Source organism: Pseudomonas sp. HS-18, assembly GCF_020401845.1.
Taxonomy (GTDB): Bacteria; Pseudomonadota; Gammaproteobacteria; order Pseudomonadales; family Pseudomonadaceae; genus Pseudomonas; species Pseudomonas nitroreducens.
Genome location: NZ_CP084413.1, coordinates 2,335,001 through 2,351,480, shown reverse-complemented (window position 1 = coordinate 2,351,480; position 16,480 = coordinate 2,335,001). Strand labels below are relative to the sequence as shown.

Annotated in this window: 15 protein-coding genes and 3 rRNA genes (1 of these 18 only partly in view); 6 read left to right on the top strand and 12 right to left on the bottom strand. The window is 65.1% G+C overall.

Annotated elements, in window-relative coordinates; translation table 11 throughout:
* Positions 1–5: 5 nt before the first annotated feature.
* The 9 genes from LDJ84_RS11010 to LDJ84_RS10970 all read right to left on the bottom strand — a co-directional run bounded on the left by LDJ84_RS11010 (position 6) and on the right by LDJ84_RS10970 (position 7,743).
* Entirely contained in the window at positions 6–869 is an 864-nt protein-coding gene (locus LDJ84_RS11010; protein WP_065327588.1) for an alpha/beta fold hydrolase, read from the bottom strand.
* A gap of 9 nt (positions 870–878) precedes the next feature.
* Complete coding sequence (locus LDJ84_RS11005; RefSeq protein ID WP_054908420.1) at positions 879–1,679, bottom strand: alpha/beta fold hydrolase; 801 nt, start codon at positions 1,677–1,679, stop codon at positions 879–881.
* Positions 1,680–1,827: 148 nt separating this feature from the next.
* A complete protein-coding gene (locus LDJ84_RS11000; protein ID WP_065327586.1) occupies positions 1,828–2,475 on the bottom strand; it encodes a LysE family translocator in 648 nt (215 codons plus the stop codon).
* A gap of 44 nt (positions 2,476–2,519) precedes the next feature.
* Complete coding sequence (locus LDJ84_RS10995; protein ID WP_024766924.1) at positions 2,520–3,323, bottom strand: AraC family transcriptional regulator; 804 nt, start codon at positions 3,321–3,323, stop codon at positions 2,520–2,522.
* 196 nt (positions 3,324–3,519) lie between these two features.
* Positions 3,520–3,945, bottom strand: a complete 426-nt coding sequence (locus LDJ84_RS10990) for a hotdog fold thioesterase (protein ID WP_017517381.1) — start codon at positions 3,943–3,945, stop codon at positions 3,520–3,522.
* A 20-nt stretch (positions 3,946–3,965) separates the two neighbouring features.
* The gene (locus LDJ84_RS10985) at positions 3,966–5,633 is read right to left on the bottom strand and encodes an AMP-binding protein (RefSeq protein ID WP_226046309.1); all 1,668 of its coding nucleotides are present in this window, start codon (positions 5,631–5,633) and stop codon (positions 3,966–3,968) included.
* Positions 5,634–5,890: 257 nt separating this feature from the next.
* Complete coding sequence (sixA, locus tag LDJ84_RS10980) at positions 5,891–6,355, bottom strand: phosphohistidine phosphatase SixA (protein ID WP_037015946.1); 465 nt, start codon at positions 6,353–6,355, stop codon at positions 5,891–5,893.
* Complete coding sequence (locus tag LDJ84_RS10975) at positions 6,352–6,708, bottom strand: DUF4389 domain-containing protein (RefSeq protein WP_054908417.1); 357 nt, start codon at positions 6,706–6,708, stop codon at positions 6,352–6,354. Before LDJ84_RS10975 ends, sixA begins: the two co-directional genes overlap by 4 nt.
* Positions 6,709–6,720: 12 nt before the next feature.
* A complete protein-coding gene (locus LDJ84_RS10970; protein WP_226046308.1) occupies positions 6,721–7,743 on the bottom strand; it encodes an NAD(P)H-dependent glycerol-3-phosphate dehydrogenase in 1,023 nt (340 codons plus the stop codon).
* Positions 7,744–7,925: 182 nt separating this feature from the next.
* On the opposite strand from LDJ84_RS10970, the gene LDJ84_RS10965 reads away from it, so the two are divergent.
* The 6 genes from LDJ84_RS10965 (at position 7,926) to LDJ84_RS10940 (ending at position 15,421) form a co-directional block, all read left to right on the top strand.
* Positions 7,926–10,034 carry a TonB-dependent receptor plug domain-containing protein gene (locus tag LDJ84_RS10965; protein WP_226046307.1) on the top strand — a complete coding sequence of 703 codons (2,109 nt, stop codon included), beginning with the start codon at positions 7,926–7,928 and terminating at the stop codon, positions 10,032–10,034.
* Between the two features lies 1 nt (position 10,035).
* Entirely contained in the window at positions 10,036–10,956 is a 921-nt protein-coding gene (locus LDJ84_RS10960; protein WP_226046306.1) for an ABC transporter substrate-binding protein, read from the top strand.
* Positions 10,953–12,869 carry an ATP-binding protein gene (locus tag LDJ84_RS10955; protein WP_024766930.1) on the top strand — a complete coding sequence of 639 codons (1,917 nt, stop codon included), beginning with the start codon at positions 10,953–10,955 and terminating at the stop codon, positions 12,867–12,869. The genes LDJ84_RS10960 and LDJ84_RS10955 overlap by 4 nt, the downstream gene beginning before the upstream one ends.
* Before the next feature lie 231 nt (positions 12,870–13,100).
* A complete protein-coding gene (gene fabA, locus LDJ84_RS10950) occupies positions 13,101–13,616 on the top strand; it encodes a 3-hydroxyacyl-[acyl-carrier-protein] dehydratase FabA (protein WP_017517389.1) in 516 nt (171 codons plus the stop codon).
* A gap of 10 nt (positions 13,617–13,626) precedes the next feature.
* Complete coding sequence (gene fabB / locus LDJ84_RS10945) at positions 13,627–14,844, top strand: beta-ketoacyl-ACP synthase I (protein WP_024766931.1); 1,218 nt, start codon at positions 13,627–13,629, stop codon at positions 14,842–14,844.
* A 172-nt stretch (positions 14,845–15,016) separates the two neighbouring features.
* A complete protein-coding gene (locus tag LDJ84_RS10940) occupies positions 15,017–15,421 on the top strand; it encodes a GNAT family N-acetyltransferase (protein ID WP_226046305.1) in 405 nt (134 codons plus the stop codon).
* Between the two features lie 174 nt (positions 15,422–15,595).
* Here LDJ84_RS10940 and rrf (LDJ84_RS10935) read toward each other — a convergent pair.
* The 3 genes from rrf (LDJ84_RS10935) to LDJ84_RS10925 all read right to left on the bottom strand — a co-directional run.
* Positions 15,596–15,711: ribosomal RNA gene (gene rrf, locus LDJ84_RS10935) — 5S ribosomal RNA — on the bottom strand.
* A gap of 105 nt (positions 15,712–15,816) precedes the next feature.
* A 5S ribosomal RNA gene (rrf, locus tag LDJ84_RS10930) occupies positions 15,817–15,932 on the bottom strand.
* 135 nt (positions 15,933–16,067) lie between these two features.
* A 23S ribosomal RNA gene (locus LDJ84_RS10925) occupies positions 16,068–16,480 on the bottom strand (it continues 2,479 nt past the right edge of the window).

Genomic DNA, 16,480 nt, shown 5'->3' with positions numbered 1-16,480 from the left:
ATTGCTCAGTCCGCCAGCAGGAACGGCCGGAAGATCGCGGCAACCGCCTCGGCGCCCGCCTCGTCATCCAGGTGCAGGTGGTGCTGGCCCGGCAGTTCATGGACCTCGAAGGGCCTGTCCTTGAGCAGTTCGCGGGTGGCCGGCTCGACCAGCATCAACCCCTGCTGCGCCAGCACCAGGCTGGTCGGGCACTGCACGGACTGGACGAATTGTCGCGCATGGGCGCGGGTCAGGCGCAGCGGCGACGGCAGTGTCAGGCGCGCGTCGGTACGCCAGGTGTAGCCGCCGGGCACCGGTACCAGACCACGGGATGCCAGCAGCTCGGCGGCTTCCCGGCTCACCGCGCCGACGCCCTTCATGCGCGCTTCCACCGCGCGGTCGATAGCCTCGTAAACCGGTTTGCGCTTGTTCGGCAGGGCCAGTTGCGCGCGCAGGGCTTCGCCAAGCTTCTGCGGCGAGGTGTCCGGTTCACCGGTGTAGGGCACCAGGCCGTCGATCAGCGCCAGGCGCTCGATGCGCTCGGGCATGGCGCCGGCCAGCAGCACCGAGACGATTGCGCCCATGGAGTGCCCGAGCAGGGAGAAACGCTCCCAGCCCATCTGGTCGGCCACCATCAGCACGTCCAGCGCGTAATCCCAGAGCAGGTAGCTGGCCCCCGGTGCGCGGTGGCCCGAGTGGCCGTGGCCGGCGAAATCGAGGGCGAGGATGCGCACGCCTTCGAGCTTCGGTGCCAGGCGGGCGAAGCTCATGGCGTTGTCCAGCCAACCGTGCAGGGCAATCACCGGCCGGCCGTCTTCCGGGCCGAACAGGTGCGCGGCCAGCTCGATATGCGGCAGGTTCAGGCGGATTTCCTGGACTTTGGCGGTCATGGCGGTTCCTCAGGCGTTGGTGCGCTGTTGCCAGCGGGCGAAGACGGTCTTGAGCAGAGCGGCGGTGTCCTGCGGGCGCTCCAGCGGGAACATGTGCCCACCGGGCAGCGACAGGCTCTCCCCCATGGGGATGCGGCCGATCATACGGGCGTGGTGCGGCAGCACCACCCGACTGTGGCGGCCGCGCACCATGGTCAACGGCACGGCGAGCTGCTTCGCGCGGCCGGGGCTGGTGTGTGGCACGTTGCGGTAGATGGAGATTTCCGTGGCCGGGTCGAACTTCAACCGCAGGCCCCTTGCGTCGGCCGGTGCCAGCCCGTGGCGCACGTAAGCTTCCAGGCAATCGCGGTCGAAACGCTTGAACAGCGGCTTGCCGGCGAAATACTCCAGCGCCTCGGCAAAATCGTCGAAATCCTCGCGGCGACCGAGCGTGCGGCCGGCGGGCGTCAGCCGGTCGATGAAGCCGAAGCGCTTGGCGACACGGATCACCAGTTGATCGGCCAAGGTCAGCAGGGGCGAATCGAGCATGACCACCCCGCGATACAGCTCGGGCCTGCGCAGCGCCGCGTGGTAATGCAGCACGCCGCCCAGGGAATGGCCGACGCCCCACACCGGTTCATCCAGCGCCTCCAGGTGATGCAGCAGCTCTTCCACCAGGTTTTCCCAGTTGGCGTTCACCGGGAAGCGCGGGTCATGGCCGTGCATGTCCAGCCGATGGACCCGGTAATCCGGCTCCAGGGCGTCGAACAACTTGCCATAGGTACCCGAGGGGAAACCGTTGGCGTGGGCGAAGAAGACCGCTTGCGACATGCTGGGTGAACTCGGGGGAATGACAGCCTGGATTTTCCGACAGCAACCCGAGTGCGGCAATGACCCGCATTCCCGCGAATGACGGCACTACGGCCAAAGTCCATGGCGCTCCGGCGGATTTGCCCTTCCCGCCCTCTTGCGGCGCGACTCAGACCCACTGCACCGCGTGGTTCACCACGCTGAACAGGATGCCGCCAGCCACCAGCAGGAACACCAGCCCACAGGCTCCATCGATCACCGGCACCGCCCGCAGCAGGCGCTTCTGCCAGACCGGTCGGGTGAGGATCACGCTGAGCAGGCTGAACCAGAGGAAACCAGTGCCGAACAGCATCACAGCCACCGCCACCTTGCCAGGTGCCGACATGTCTACCGGGATCAGGCTGGTCAGCAATGCGAGGAAGAACACCAGCGCCTTGGGATTGAACAGGTTGGTCGCCAACCCGCGCAGCCAGGGGCCAAGCCTGGATTCAGCCAGCTCGCCGTCGATCCGCCCTGCCCCGCCCGGCTTGCGCAGGGCACGCAGAGCACCGATGCCCAGCCAGCCGAGATAGAACGCGCCCACCAGCTGCAACGCACTGAACAGCAGCGGCGAACGGCTGAGCAGCAGCGACACGCCGGTCAGCACCAACGTGCCGTGGACCAGGATGCCGCAGGCCAGCCCCAGGGCGCTGAGCACGCCGGCGCGGCGGCCCTGGTGCAGTGACGTGCGCACCACCAGCGCGACGTCCGGGCCGGGGCTGACCAGGGCGACGGCAAACACGGCGGTGAGCATGAGCAAGACGTGAACCTCCTGCATCGCGGGATTCTCCAGTGGGAAAGGAAACGGGATCGGTGGGTGGATCAGCGCTGGCGCAGTCGCGCGGGCGGCAATCCGTAGGTGCGGCGGAACAGGCGGCTGAAGTGCGCCTGGTCATAGAAGCCCAGGCTTAGGGCGATCTCCGACAGCGGCTGGCCCTTGAGCACCCGCGGCAAGGCGCGCTCGAGTCGCAGGTGCGTCAGCCACTGGTGCGGCGGCAATCCGCACTGGTGGCGGAAGCGGCGCAATACCTGCCAGGGGCTGAGGTCGCAGAACTCGGCGATCTCCTCCAGCGTCGGCGGCGTTTCCAGGCGCGACTCCAGCCATTCGCGGATACGTGCCCAGGTCGGCGCGTCGAAACCCTGCCCCGGCTCACGGATGCGCAGGCTGGAGGCGCGCTCCAGCAAGGCGGCCAGCGCCTGCCACAGCTGGCCTTCCTGCTCCAGCCGCTCGCCACCCAGCATCAGGGCATGGGCTTGTTGCAGTTCGGCCTGCAGCCGTGGATCGCGCAGTTGCGCGGCCGTCAGCCGCGGCGCGCCCTGGCGGCCATCGCTGAAGGCGCGGCAGGCGTCGTCCAGCCAGTGCGGGTCGATGGACAGCACGCGGATGCGATAGCCGTCCTCACCGTCGCTGGAGCCGTCGTGGATACTCTCGGGGCTCATCAGCAGGATGTCGCCATTCCCGGCCAGCGAGCGCTCACCGCGATGGGTGTAGCGCTGGCGACCGTCGAGCATCAACCCGACGTGATAGTCGAGGTGAAAATGCCGCGGAAAGGCGAAACGGCGGTACTCGGCGTCGATGAAACGGACGCCGGGCAAGCCGCTGCTGTGGTGTTCGATGCGTTCCATGGGCCTACTTTACCGGCGCAGGAACGGCGGGTCTTGGACAAAATTGCGAGCGCCCGCTCCTCCAGTCAGATGCAACCGCAGGGAGCGCCCTTGTAGGATGGGTGGAGCCTAGGCGATACCCATGCTGCCGGAGCAGTAATTGATGGGTATCGCTTCGCTCCATGCCATCCCACGTTCGAGCCAGTTCCCGGCCCCCTCAACGCTCCAGCGGCACCACCGCCATGGTCAGCCGCGAGATGCAGCTCGGCTTGCCATCATCCCCATGCAGGCGGATTTCCCAGACGTGGGTCGAGCGACCGATGTGCACCGCCTTCGCCACCGCCGTCACCCGCCCACTGCGCAGGCCGCGCAGGTGGTTGGCGTTCACTTCCAGGCCAACGCAGTAGTACTTGGACGTATCCAGGCACAGGTAGCTGGCGGTGGAGCCGACGGTCTCCGCCAGCACCACCGAGGCGCCGCCGTGCAGCAGGCCGTAGGGCTGGTGGGTACGCGAATCCACCACCATGCTGGCGGTCAGCGAGTCGTCGTCGAACGCCTCGAAGCGGATATCGAGCACTTCACCGATGGTGTTCTTCAGGTTCGCATTGAGCTTTTCCAGATCGGGCGTGGTGCGCCAGGTCATGCCATTCCCCTCATGTCGTCTCATTCATGCCATTGCACCGCCTCGCGGCGCTCCGCCCATTCATTGAAGCGCTGACCGTAGGTGCCTTCCACCACGTTGCGCTTGATCTTCAGAGTGGGCGTGAGGAAGCCGTTATCCACCGTCCAGACGTCCTTTACCAGCACCAGTCCGGCCAGGCGTTCGTGCTTGTCCAGCGCCTCGTTCACCTCCATCAGCAGCGCCTGCAGGCTCTGTTCGAGCTCGATGCGCGAGCCGTTGGCGGCTTCCTGGCGGCCCACCTCGGAGAGCACGCACAGGCCCAGCGGGGCAATCAGGCCGTCGCCGACCACACAGATCTGCTCGATCCGCGAATGCACGGCCAGGCGGTTCTCGATGGGCGCCGGGGCCACGTACTTGCCCTTGGCGGTCTTGAAGATTTCCTTGATGCGTCCGGTCAGGCGCAGGTGGCCTTCGGCATCCTGCTCGCCCTTGTCGCCGGTACGCAGGAAGCCGTCCTCGGTGATGGTCTCGGCAGTGCGCTCCGGGTCCTTGAAGTAGCCGACCATGGTCGCGCCGCTGCGCACCTGCACTTCGCCCTCGTCGCTGATGCGCACTTCCACGCCGGGGCTGTTGCGGCCGATCCAGCCGGTCTTCTGCTCGCCCGGTCTGCAGACGTGGGAGTAACCGCAGTTCTCGGTCATGCCGTAGACCTCGAGCACATTCAGGCCCAGGCGCTGGTACCAGTTCAGCAGCGCCTCGGGCACCGGCGCGGCACCGCACAGGGCGTAGCGCACGGCGTCCAGGCCAAGGCCGGCGAGTACCTTGCGACCGACCAGGCGGCCGACGATGGGCAGGCGCAGCAGGCGGTCGAGCTTTTTCGCCGGCATCTGCGCGTAGACGCCCATCTGGAACTTGGTCCAGATGCGCGGCACGCCGAAGAACACCGTGGGCCGCGCCCGGCGCATGTCGGCAACGAAGGTGTCCAGGCTCTCGGCGAAGAAGATCGTCTGCCCGGCATAGATCGACGCCATCTGCACGAACATCCGCTCGGCCACATGGCACAGCGGCAGGTACGACAGCAGCCGGTCCTCCTCGCCGACACCGAACAGGTCGATGGCATGGCTGGCGGCGAAGGCGAAGTTGCCGAAGGTGTGCATCACGCCCTTGGGCGTACCGGTGGTGCCGGAGGTGTAGATGAGGGTCGCCAGGGTGGTGGTGTCCGGGCGCGGATCATCGCTGATCGGCGCCTGCTGCTGGAGATCGCCCCACTGGTGGTCGAATCGCCCTTCCGGATGCAGCGGCAAAGCCACCGTGGGCACGCCCTCGGGAATACCGTCGACCATCGCAGGCCAGTCGTCCAGCTTGCCGATGAAGGCCACCCGCGCTTCGGAGTGGGTCATCACCTGGCGCACGGAGTCGGCGGTGAGGTTGGGATACAGCGGCACCGAGACGTGGCCGGCCATCCAGATGGCGACGTCGGCAACTATCCAGTGCGCACAGTTCTTCGAAATGATCGCCACCCGGCTGCCTTCGGGCAGGTCAAGGCTGCGCAGCCAGGCGGCGGCGCGGCGGGCCTGGTCGCCCACTTCGCCCCAGGTCAGGGTCTGCACTTGGCCGCCAGTGAGCGGCTGCACCAGGTAGCGCTTGTTCGGGTGGCTCTTCTCGCGCTGATAGAACAGGTCGAGTGGTAATCGGACTGCTTTAACCACGTGCCCCTCCTTTGTTTTTTTTGTCAGAGGTGTAGCTCAGGGATATAGCGATGGATCAACCAAGCACTTGCTTGGTTGAATATTCCACGCAGCGCAGCGGCAGACAAGGCTGGTCGTGTGAACTTTTGTAGGATTTAGCCGAAGGATTGGCCACCAGCCGCTCTGCAACGGGGCTCGCGAAGAAACATCCAGGCACGATTTGCCGGCAATGGAAATGCAAAAGGCCCCTTTCGGGGCCTTTTTCGGAAACGGACGACTCAGGAATGCCGCGGATGGTAGAGCGACACCAGCTCCATCAATCCCGCCACCGGCACCTCGCCTTCCAGTTCCGCCAGCGTGGCGGTGCTGAACGGCACGGCATCGCTGCGGCTGCCATGCACCAGCAGGCCGGCCAGCGCACCGACCAGAGGCTGATGCGTGACCAGCAGCAGGTTCTGCTCGTTGCGGCCATCGAGGAAACGCAGCACGTCTTTCGGATCGTCATCCGGAGTCAGCCAGGGCGCGGTGCCGACCGCCCCCTCGAAACCCAGCGCCTCGCGAACCAGCTCGGCGGTTTCCTGGGCGCGCACGTAGGGGCTGGCGAGGATGCCGTCCAGCGGCTGGCCGGCCAACTGGGCGGCGCTTTTCAGCGCCTCCTTGATGCCATGGGCCGTCAGTCGGCGCTCGGCATCACGGCGGGCCTGGGGCTCGGCCTCGCCATGGCGCAGCAGCCAGAGCTTCAAAGCTTCGGCTCCTCGTCACGCACCGGGTGCGGCGCCGGCGGCACGTCGTGCGGGGCCTCGCCTTCCGGGGCACGGGCAGTTGGCCAGTCGGCGAACGGCCAGGGCTTCTCTTCGGTCTGGAAGGTGCCGAAGCGGCCAATCTGCGCAAAGTACTGGCTCAGGCTGTCGCCGAAGCCCATCAGGCTGCCGCTGGGCGCACCGTAGATGATGCGGTAGATCAGCTGGATGATCACCACGGCGCCGAGGATCATCTCGGCGACGAACCAGACCAGCGCGAAGACCAGCATCCAGACGACGCGCAGGACCAGGGATTCCTTCTCCAGACGGTCAGCGGGCTGACGTTCAGCGGACATGGCGAAACCTCCTCAGAAACCGGTGGTGGGAATGAAGTCGACGTCGGTCTTCGGCTCGCCGCTCATCAGCGCTCCGATGACCTGCTCCAGTGTACGGCCGCCGAACAGGATGGCGTTGAGGCCGGCCACCAGCGGCATGTAGACCTGCAGCTCGTCGGCCTTGGCCTTGAGCACCTTGAGGGTATTCACGCCCTCGGCAGTCTCGCCCATGCGCGCCACGGCGTCCTCCAGGGTCAGGCCTTCGCCCAGGGCGAAGCCCACCTGATAGTTACGACTCTTGGGTGACGAACAGGTGACGATCAGGTCGCCCACACCGGCCAGGCCGAGGAAGGTCATGGGGTTGGCGCCGAGCTTGACGGCGAAGCGGGTGATCTCCGCCAGAGCGCGGGTGATCAGCATGCCCTTGGTGTTCTCGCCCATGCCCAGCGCGGCAGCCATCCCGGCAATAATGGCGTAGACGTTCTTCAGCGCGCCGCCCAGTTCGACGCCAAAGCGGTCGCCACTGGCGTAGACGCGGAAAGTGCGGCCGTGCAGGGCCTGCTGCACCTGGGCACAGAGGTCTTCGTCCTCGCTGGCGACCACGGTGGCGGTCAGCTCGTGCTCGGCGATCTCGCGCGCCAGGTTCGGGCCGGAAATCACCGCGATGCGGGATTTCGGTGCGATCTCTTCGAGCACCTGACTCATCAGCTTGAAGCTCTGCGCTTCGATGCCCTTGGTCAGGCTGACCAGCATCTTGCCCGCCAGCTCTTCGCTGCGGCCGTCGAGCACCTTGCGCAGGGCGCTGGAAGGCACTGCGACGAAAATCATCTCGCACTCGGCCAGGGTCGCCACCAGGTCCGTGGTCGGCTCCACGCCGTCATGGATACGCACGCCCTTGAGGTAGTTGGGATTCTCGCGGCGGGTGCGGATCGCCTCGGCCTGCTCCTCGTCGCGCATCCATTGACGAACGCGCTGCCCGTTTTCTGCCAGCAGATTGGCGAAGGCGGTGCCGAAACTGCCACCACCGAGGACGGCGATCGGTTGCTGCTGTGTCATGTCTGTTCCATTGGTGGCCGCCCTGAGGCAGCGATTGGGGCATTATAAGGCCGCATCGGCGAGCGACCAGCCCGGATCGCCGGACTGGCAATCAGCGCTGCCTCGTTTAACATCCGTCTGACAGAAAACGTCTAACTCCAGACGTCGACACATCTGATAAAAACCGAGAACAAGGTCGTTCCGTGCAGCATCCCGCCCGCGTCCCTTTGCCGCTTACCCTGCTTGCCGCGCTGCTGGCCGGCAAGGCCATGGCGGGCGATCTGTTCGTGGACAGCCTCGACGTTCCCCAGGTTCTGACCGCGACGCGGCTCAAACAGTCCCCCGCGGAGGTGCCCGGCAGCATGACGGTACTCGACCGCGACCTGATCAAGGCTTCCGGCGCTCGCGACATTCCGGAGCTGATGCGCCTGGTACCGGGCATGATGGTCGGCTACCTGTCGGGCAACCAGGCGACGGTGAACTACCACGGCACCAACGTCACCGAGGCGCGGCGCCTGCAGGTGCTGGTGGACGGCCGTTCGGTGTACCGCCCGGGCCTGGCGACGGTGGACTGGAGCGACATCCCGGTGGCCATCGAGGACATCGACCGCATCGAGGTCTTCCGCGGCCCCAACGCGGTGAGCTACGGCGCCAACGCGCTGATGGGCGTCATCAACATCCTCACCCGCCACCCGGCCGACAGCCAGGGCACGCGCTTGAAATACACCGCCGGGCAGAACGGCGTCCGCGACTGGTACGCGAGCCAGGGCATCCACGACCGCTCGGGCTATTACCGGTTGTCGTTGTCCGGCCAGGAAGACGACGGCTTCGACCATGACCAGTTCGATCGCGACTACCGCGATGGCCGGCGCCTGAACCGCTTCAACCTGGTGGCCAGCCACAACCTCGACCTGCGCAACAGCCTGGACTGGCAGTTGGCAGCCAAGGAAGGCACCAACCAGCGGCCCTACAGCTACGAGCCGATCTTCGGCGACATCGCCCCCGGCGACGACAACTCCGACCTGACCGCGCGCGACTACGCGGGCTCGATGCGCTGGACCTTCGACGTGAACCCCGAGCACAGCTTCTACGTGCAGGGCTACGCCGAGCACTGGGAGCGTCTGCAGGACTTCGGCGCCTGCGAGGCCCAGGTCGCCTTCAGCCCCCAGCTGGCGCAGCTCTGGTCGCTGAACCCGAAGTACGTCGACGACCTGGCCGAGTCGCTGCCCAGGATTCCCCGCGGGACCGCTCAGGAACAGGCTCTGGCCGGGCAGGTGCTGCAGCAACTGGCCAATGGCGCCTACCTGCCGGTGTGCGGACAGGTGAACCAGAACATTCGCGAGACCCGCTACGACCTGGAAATCCAGGACACCCTGAGCCTCGCCGAAGGCGTGCGGCTGGTCAGCGGCATGAGTTATCGGCACGACCAGGCCACCTCGGAGACCTACTTCGACGGCACGGTGAACAACGACATCTGGCGCCTGTTCGGCCAGCTGGAATGGCACCTGTCGCCGCACTGGCTGCTGCAGGGCGGTGCGATGGCGGAAGACGACCAGCTTTCCGGCAGCTCGGTCAGCCCGCGCCTCGCGCTGAACTACCTGATCAATCCGCGCCACAGCCTGCGAGCGGTGTATTCCGAAGCCGTGCGCTCGCCGGACATGTACGAGAACGACGTGAACTGGAGCTACCGGGCGCGCCACCTCTCGCCGCTCGCGTATGGCCAGTCCAGCGCCTACTACTTTGCCCGCGCCCACGGCCCCGGCGACCTGGATCAGGAGCGCATGCGCTCGCGGGAAATCGGTTACAACGGCCAGTTCGACGAACTCGGGCTGGCGGTGGACATCAAAGCCTACTACGACGAAATCCACGGGCTGATCAGCGATCCCTTGCAGGTATCCGACTTCGAACCGACCAACGACAACGACATCCGCTTCAGCGGCGCCGAAACCCAGCTGGACTGGCGCCTGACGCGGCAGGACCGCGTGCGGCTGACCTATGCCTATGTCGACTATGACGCCAGCAGCCGATTCGACCGGCGCCTCACCGCGCGCAACAGCGGCTCGGCCGGGTGGATGCGCGACTGGGGCCGCGGCTGGTCCAGCTCGGTCTTCTACTATGGCGACGATGCGCTGAACGAACACCGCTTCGAGCGCATCGACCTGCGCGTGGCCAAGCGCATTCCCCTGGGCCGCGCCGCGCTGGAACTGGCCGGTGTCCTGCAGCAGCGCCTGGACGACGAACCACTGACCTGGCCGGAAAACCGCTACGACAACCGCCACCTGCTCTACTTCAGCGCCGAGGTGGCCTTCTAGCATGTCTGCCCGCCGCTCATGGACGAGCCCCGGTCCCCTCTTCGCCGCCCTGCTGCTCTGGTTGGCCTGCCTCTTCGCGCTGCCGGCCCAGGCCCGCGACATCCTGCTGGTCAGCACCGAGCAGAGCCCAGCCCTGCAGGACTTCGCCGAAGCGCTGGCGCAACACCGGCCGAATGACCAGGTGCGACTGGAGACCCCGGAAAACCTGCCCCCCGCCGCCAACCTCGATGGCCAGACGCGCCTGCTGCTGCTCGGCAGCGGCGCGCTGAACTGGCGCCTGGCCAGCCACGACGCACCGCCGGCGCTGACGCTACTGGTCAGCCGCGTCGAAGCCCGGCAGGTCCTGGGCGAGCGTGAGCCACCGCATCTCAGCCTGCTCTGGAGCGACCCGCCGCCGGCCCGGCAACTGCAACTCGCCCTGCAACTCAGCCCGCGTCCGCAGCGCATTGGCGTACTGCTCGGCCCTGCCAGCGAGTTCCTCCTGCCGGAGCTCGACCAGGCTGCGCAGGAGCTCGGCGTCGAGCTCACCAGCGAACGGCAAACCCGCCCCGACGACAGCCGCCCGTTGCGAGAATTGCTCGGTCGCAGTGACCTGCTGCTCGGGCTGGACGACAAACAGCTCTATAACGCGCAGACCATCAAGGGCATCCTCCTCAGCGCCTACGCCGAGAACCGGGCGCTGATCGGCCCTACCGCCGCCTTCGTCAAGGCCGGCAGCCTGGCCAGCAGCTACAGCGACCAGAGCGACTGGCTGGAGACCCTGGACACCCTGCTCGACCGGCCGGCGGAGCAATGGCCGCGCAGCCTCTACCCCGAACGCTTCAAGGTGCAGAGCAACCGCCAGGTGGCGCGTTCGCTGGGCATCGACCTGCCGGACGACGCGCAGCTTGCGCAGCGCCTGGCCGAAGGAGAGAAACCATGAGCTCCCGCAAGAGCTGGAACATCCAGACGCGCATGCTGGCCATCAGCCTGGGGCCCGCACTGCTGTTGACCGTGCTGCTGACCGGCTACTTCACCTACTCGCGTCTGCAGGACCTGCGCCTGGAGTCGAACCATACCGGCCAACTGATCGCCAACCAGCTCGCCCCGGCGGCGGAATACGGGGTGATCTCCGGCAACCTGCCCGTGCTGCAGAGCCTCCTGCGGGCGACCCTGAGCACCGCCCACGTGCGCTTCATCGAGGTGCGCGACCGGGGCGACAACATCCTCGTCTACGTCGAGCACGCAGCCGATCCCGCGCAGGCGAGTACCAAGGTGGAAATATTCCACGCCTCGATCCAGCGCGAGAACATCGCCCTCAATGGCAGCGAGCTGGGCGGCTCCAACGACATGCTGCCGGCCGCCGCACCGCCCAGCGGCGACTACCTGGGCCGCGTGGTGGTCGGCATGGCCAGCGACGCCTTCAGCGAGCGGCAGCAGGAGATCCTCCTCAAGGCCAGCCTGCTCGCCCTGTTCGCCCTGATCCTCACCTACCTGCTGGCGCGCCGTCTCGCCCGTCGCCTCGCCGCGCCGATCCGCACCATGGGCCGCGCCGTGCAGGCGATCCAGACCGGCGACTACCACACCACCCTGCCGGTGCCGGACGACGGCGAAGTCGGTGACCTCGCCCGCCACATCAACAACCTCGCCCGCGGCCTGCAACAGGCCAGCCTGGAGCAGGAGCGCAGCATTGCCCAACTGGTGGCGGCGCGGGAGGAGGCCGAGGAGGCCAACCGTGCCAAATCCGACTTCCTGGCAATGATGAGCCACGAGCTGCGCACTCCGATGAACGGAGTGCTGGGCATGCTGCAACTGCTGGAAACCACCGAATTGAACCAGGAGCAGGCCGAATACAGCGCACTGGCCACCGAATCCACCGAGCACCTGCTCAAGGTGATCAACGACATCCTCGACTTCTCCCGCGTCGAGCGCGGCGCTCTGGAACTGGAGCGCATTCCGTTCAACCTGCTGGAACTGATCCAGAGCTCCATTCAGGTCTTCCAGCACAGCGCCCAGCAGCGCGGCCTGGCACTGGAAATGAATGTGCAGGACGGGCTGGACAATCTCGAGGTGCAGGGTGACCCGACGCGCATCCGGCAGATCCTCGTCAACCTGTTGGGCAATGCGCTGAAATTCACCGAAGAAGGCGGCGTGCGACTGGAGGCCACCTGGCAGGCACTGGACGCAGAGGTGCTCTGGCTCAGTTGCTCGGTGCAGGACAGCGGCATCGGCATCTCTCACGAACGCCTGGAACACATGTTCGAGGCCTTCCAGCAGGCAGACTCCTCCACTTCGCGGCGCTATGGCGGCACCGGGCTGGGCCTGTCCATCGCGCGCACACTCGCCGAACGGATGGGCGGCACCCTGGGTGCGGTCAGCGAAGAAGGCTGCGGTTCGACTTTCACCCTGGAGATTCCCCTGCCCTTCCGCGAGCGTCAAAGCGCCGCGGAGGACGGGACGAACGGTGGCGCCGCGCTTGCCACTGGTCAGTCCGTGCTGCTGGTGGAAGACAACCCGGTGAATCAAACAGTCATAGAAGCTATGTTGCGCAGCCTGGGCTATCGCGTCACGCTGGTGGGTGACGGCGCCCAGGCAGTGCGCACCTCGGAGCGCGGCGAGTTCGCGGTGATCCTGATGGACTGCCGCCTGCCCGTGCTCAACGGCTACGAAGCTACCCGGCAGATCCGCGCAAAACCGGGCGGCGAACAGGTGCCGATCATCGCCCTGACCGCCAATGCGCTACAGGGCGATCGCGAAGCGTGCCTTGAGGCGGGAATGAACGACTATCTCGCAAAGCCGTTCAAACGTGCGGAGTTGCAGCGGATTCTGCAGCGCTGGGTTGCTCCAGGTCGTTGATCCAGGGAGCACTTGCCCGCAAACTGCGGACCGGCCCACGGCCTGCGTCCCGACAGGGAAACCTGGCGTCGGCGAAAAGTGAACAAGCGTTCGCCGATTGCTGTGACTTTCACTTAAAGGCAATAGTCTATGACTAGGCTGCCGCATGACACCGTGACAAGTACGACGGTACGCGGCACCGCAGGCACAAGCCAAACAACGCCTGCTATCCAGGATTTTTGAGGAGCTCGCATGACCAAACAAAACGCCTTCACCCGAGAAGACCTGCTGCGCTGCAGCCGCGGCGAGCTCTTCGGCCCGGGTAATGCGCAACTGCCCGCCCCGAACATGCTGATGATCGACCGCATCACCCACATCAGTGATGTCGGCGGCAAGTACGGCAAGGGCGAACTGGTCGCCGAGCTGGATATCAACCCGGACCTGTGGTTCTTCGCCTGCCACTTCGAAGGCGACCCCGTCATGCCGGGCTGCCTGGGCCTCGACGCCATGTGGCAGCTGGTAGGCTTCCACCTCGGCTGGCAGGGCAATCCCGGCCGCGGCCGCGCCCTGGGTTCGGGCGAAGTGAAGTTCTTCGGCCAGGTCCTGCCGACCGCCAAGAAAGTCACCTACAACATTCACATCAAGCGTACGATCAATCGTTCGCTGATCCTGGCCATCGCCGACGGCACCGTCAGCGTCGATGGCCGCGAAATCTACAGCGCCGAAGGCCTCCGCGTCGGCCTGTTCACTTCCACTGACAGCTTCTAAGGGTATCCGCATGCGTCGCGTCGTGATCACCGGTCTGGGCATCGTTTCCTGCCTGGGCAATGACAAAGACACCGTCTCCGCCAACCTTCGCGCAGGCCGTGCTGGCATCCGCCACAATCCCAGCTACGCCGAGATGGGCCTGCGCAGCCACGTGTCCGGTTCGGTCAACCTGAACCTGGAAGAGCTGATCGACCGCAAGGTCTTCCGCTTCATGGGCGACGCCGCCGCTTACGCCTACCTGGCAATGGAACAGGCGATCAAGGACTCCGGCCTCACCCCCGAGCAGATCTCCAACCCGCGCACCGGCCTGATCGCCGGCTCCGGCGGTGCTTCCACCCTGAACCAGATGGAAGCCATCGACACCCTGCGCGAGAAGGGCGTCAAGCGCATCGGCCCATACCGCGTGACCCGCACCATGGGCAGCACCGTTTCCGCGTGCCTGGCCACTCCCTTCCAGATCAAGGGCGTGAACTACTCCATCTCCTCGGCCTGCGCCACCAGCGCGCATTGCATCGGCCAGGCCATGGAGCAGATCCAGCTGGGCAAGCAGGACGTCGTCTTCGCTGGCGGCGGTGAGGAAGAACACTGGAGCCAGAGCTGCCTGTTCGACGCCATGGGCGCCCTCTCCACCCAGTACAACGACACCCCGGAAAAGGCTTCCCGCGCCTACGACGCCAAGCGTGACGGCTTCGTCATCGCCGGCGGCGGCGGCATGGTCGTGGTCGAAGAGCTGGAACACGCCCTCAAGCGTGGTGCCAAGATCTACGCCGAGATCGTCGGCTACGGCGCCACTTCCGACGGCTACGACATGGTCGCCCCGAGCGGCGAAGGCGCCATCCGCTGCATGCAGCAGGCCCTGGCCACCGTCGACACCCCGATCGACTACCTGAACACCCACGGCACCTCCACCCCGGTCGGCGACGTCGCTGAAATCCGTGGTGTGCGCGAAGTGTTCGGCAGCAACGCCCCAGCCATCAGCTCCACCAAGAGCCTGTCCGGCCACTCCCTGGGCGCTGCCGGCGTTCACGAAGCGATCTACTGCCTGCTGATGATGGAAGGCAACTTCATCGCCGGCTCCGCGAACATCGACGAACTGGACCCGGAGGTCGCCGACCTGCCGATCCTGCGCGAGACCCGCGAAAACGCGAAGATCGACACCGTCATGAGCAACAGCTTCGGCTTCGGCGGCACCAACGCCACCCTGGTCCTGAAACGCCACAACGGCTGATCGGTGATCCAAACAAAAAAGGCGCCTCAGGGCGCCTTTTTTGTTGCCTGCGATTCCGCCCTACCCTCCCGCGCTCGATCCGGTCAGGATGAACAGGCTGATAAAAGGGAGTACGCAGATGGATTTGATGATCAGACAAGCCCGCAGCAACGACGCCAAGGCCATCAGCTAGGTGATCGTGGCGGCGGTCAGGGAGAGCAACGGCCAGGACTACCCGACGAGCGTCATCGAGTCGGTGGTGGCGCACTTCACGCCTGAACGGGTGATGGAATTACTCGAACATCGGTTGGCGTTCGTCGCCCTGCTGGGCAACCAGGTGGTCGGCACAGGCGCACTGGATGGCAATGCCGTGCGCAGCCTCTTCGTAGCGCCTCAGCAGCAACGCAAAGGCGTCGGCCAGGCGCTGATGGGGCAAATCGAGAAAGCCGCCCTGGAGCGTGGTATAGATGCCCTGTTGGTCCCGTCGTCCCTCACCGCTGAGAGCTTCTACTCGCATCTGGGCTATCACGTCGTACGCGAACAACTCCAGGGAGAAGAGCGCACCATCATCATGACCAAGCGCCTTGTCCCTCTGTAGGAGCGAGCTTGCTCGCGAACCGAATCCCTCAAGGTTCTAGCCCGGGAACGACTCCCTTCCCCTTTCCACTCAGGGAGAGGGCAGCACCATACCGAAGCATCCTGTCGGCATTTTTCCGCCCCAAAAACAAAGCCCCCGATCAGCTTTCGCTGATCAGGGGCTTTGGAATTAGAAGCTTGACGATGACCTACTCTCACATGGAGAAACTCCACACTACCATCGGCGATGCATCGTTTCACTACTGAGTTCGGGATGGGATCAGGTGGTTCCAATGCTCTATGGTCGTCAAGCAATTCGGTTGGATGCTCGCCTTGGCGTTCATCCGAATTCGGCTTGCTTACACTAATAAGCAAAACCCCCGGCCAGCGAAGCTGACCAGGGGTCTTGGGATAGGAGCTTGACGATGACCTACTCTCACATGGAGAAACTCCACACTACCATCGGCGATGCGTCGTTTCACTACTGAGTTCGGGATGGGATCAGGTGGTTCCAACGCTCTATGGTCGTCAAGCAATTCTTTATGGACGCTCGTGGCAGTTGCACACGCTCATCCAGATTCGGGTATGTGACAGGTAATTTGCGGTTCACACGAACTTTCGGTTCGTTACGTCTTCACCGTACAACACGCAAATTGTTTGGGTGTTATATGGTCAAGCCTCACGGGCAATTAGTATCGGTTAGCTCAACGCCTCACAGCGCTTACACACCCGACCTATCAACGTCGTAGTCTTCGACGGCCCTTTAGGGGAATCAAGTTCCCAGTGAGATCTCATCTTGAGGCTAGTTTCCCGCTTAGATGCTTTCAGCGGTTATCTATTCCGAACATAGCTACCCGGCAATGCCACTGGCGTGACAACCGGAACACCAGAGGTTCGTCCACTCCGGTCCTCTCGTACTAGGAGCAGCCCCTCTCAAATCTCAAACGTCCACGGCAGATAGGGACCGAACTGTCTCACGACGTTCTAAACCCAGCTCGCGTACCACTTTAAATGGCGAACAGCCATACCCTTGGGACCGGCTTCAGCCCCAGGATGTGATGAGCCGACATCGAGGTGCCAA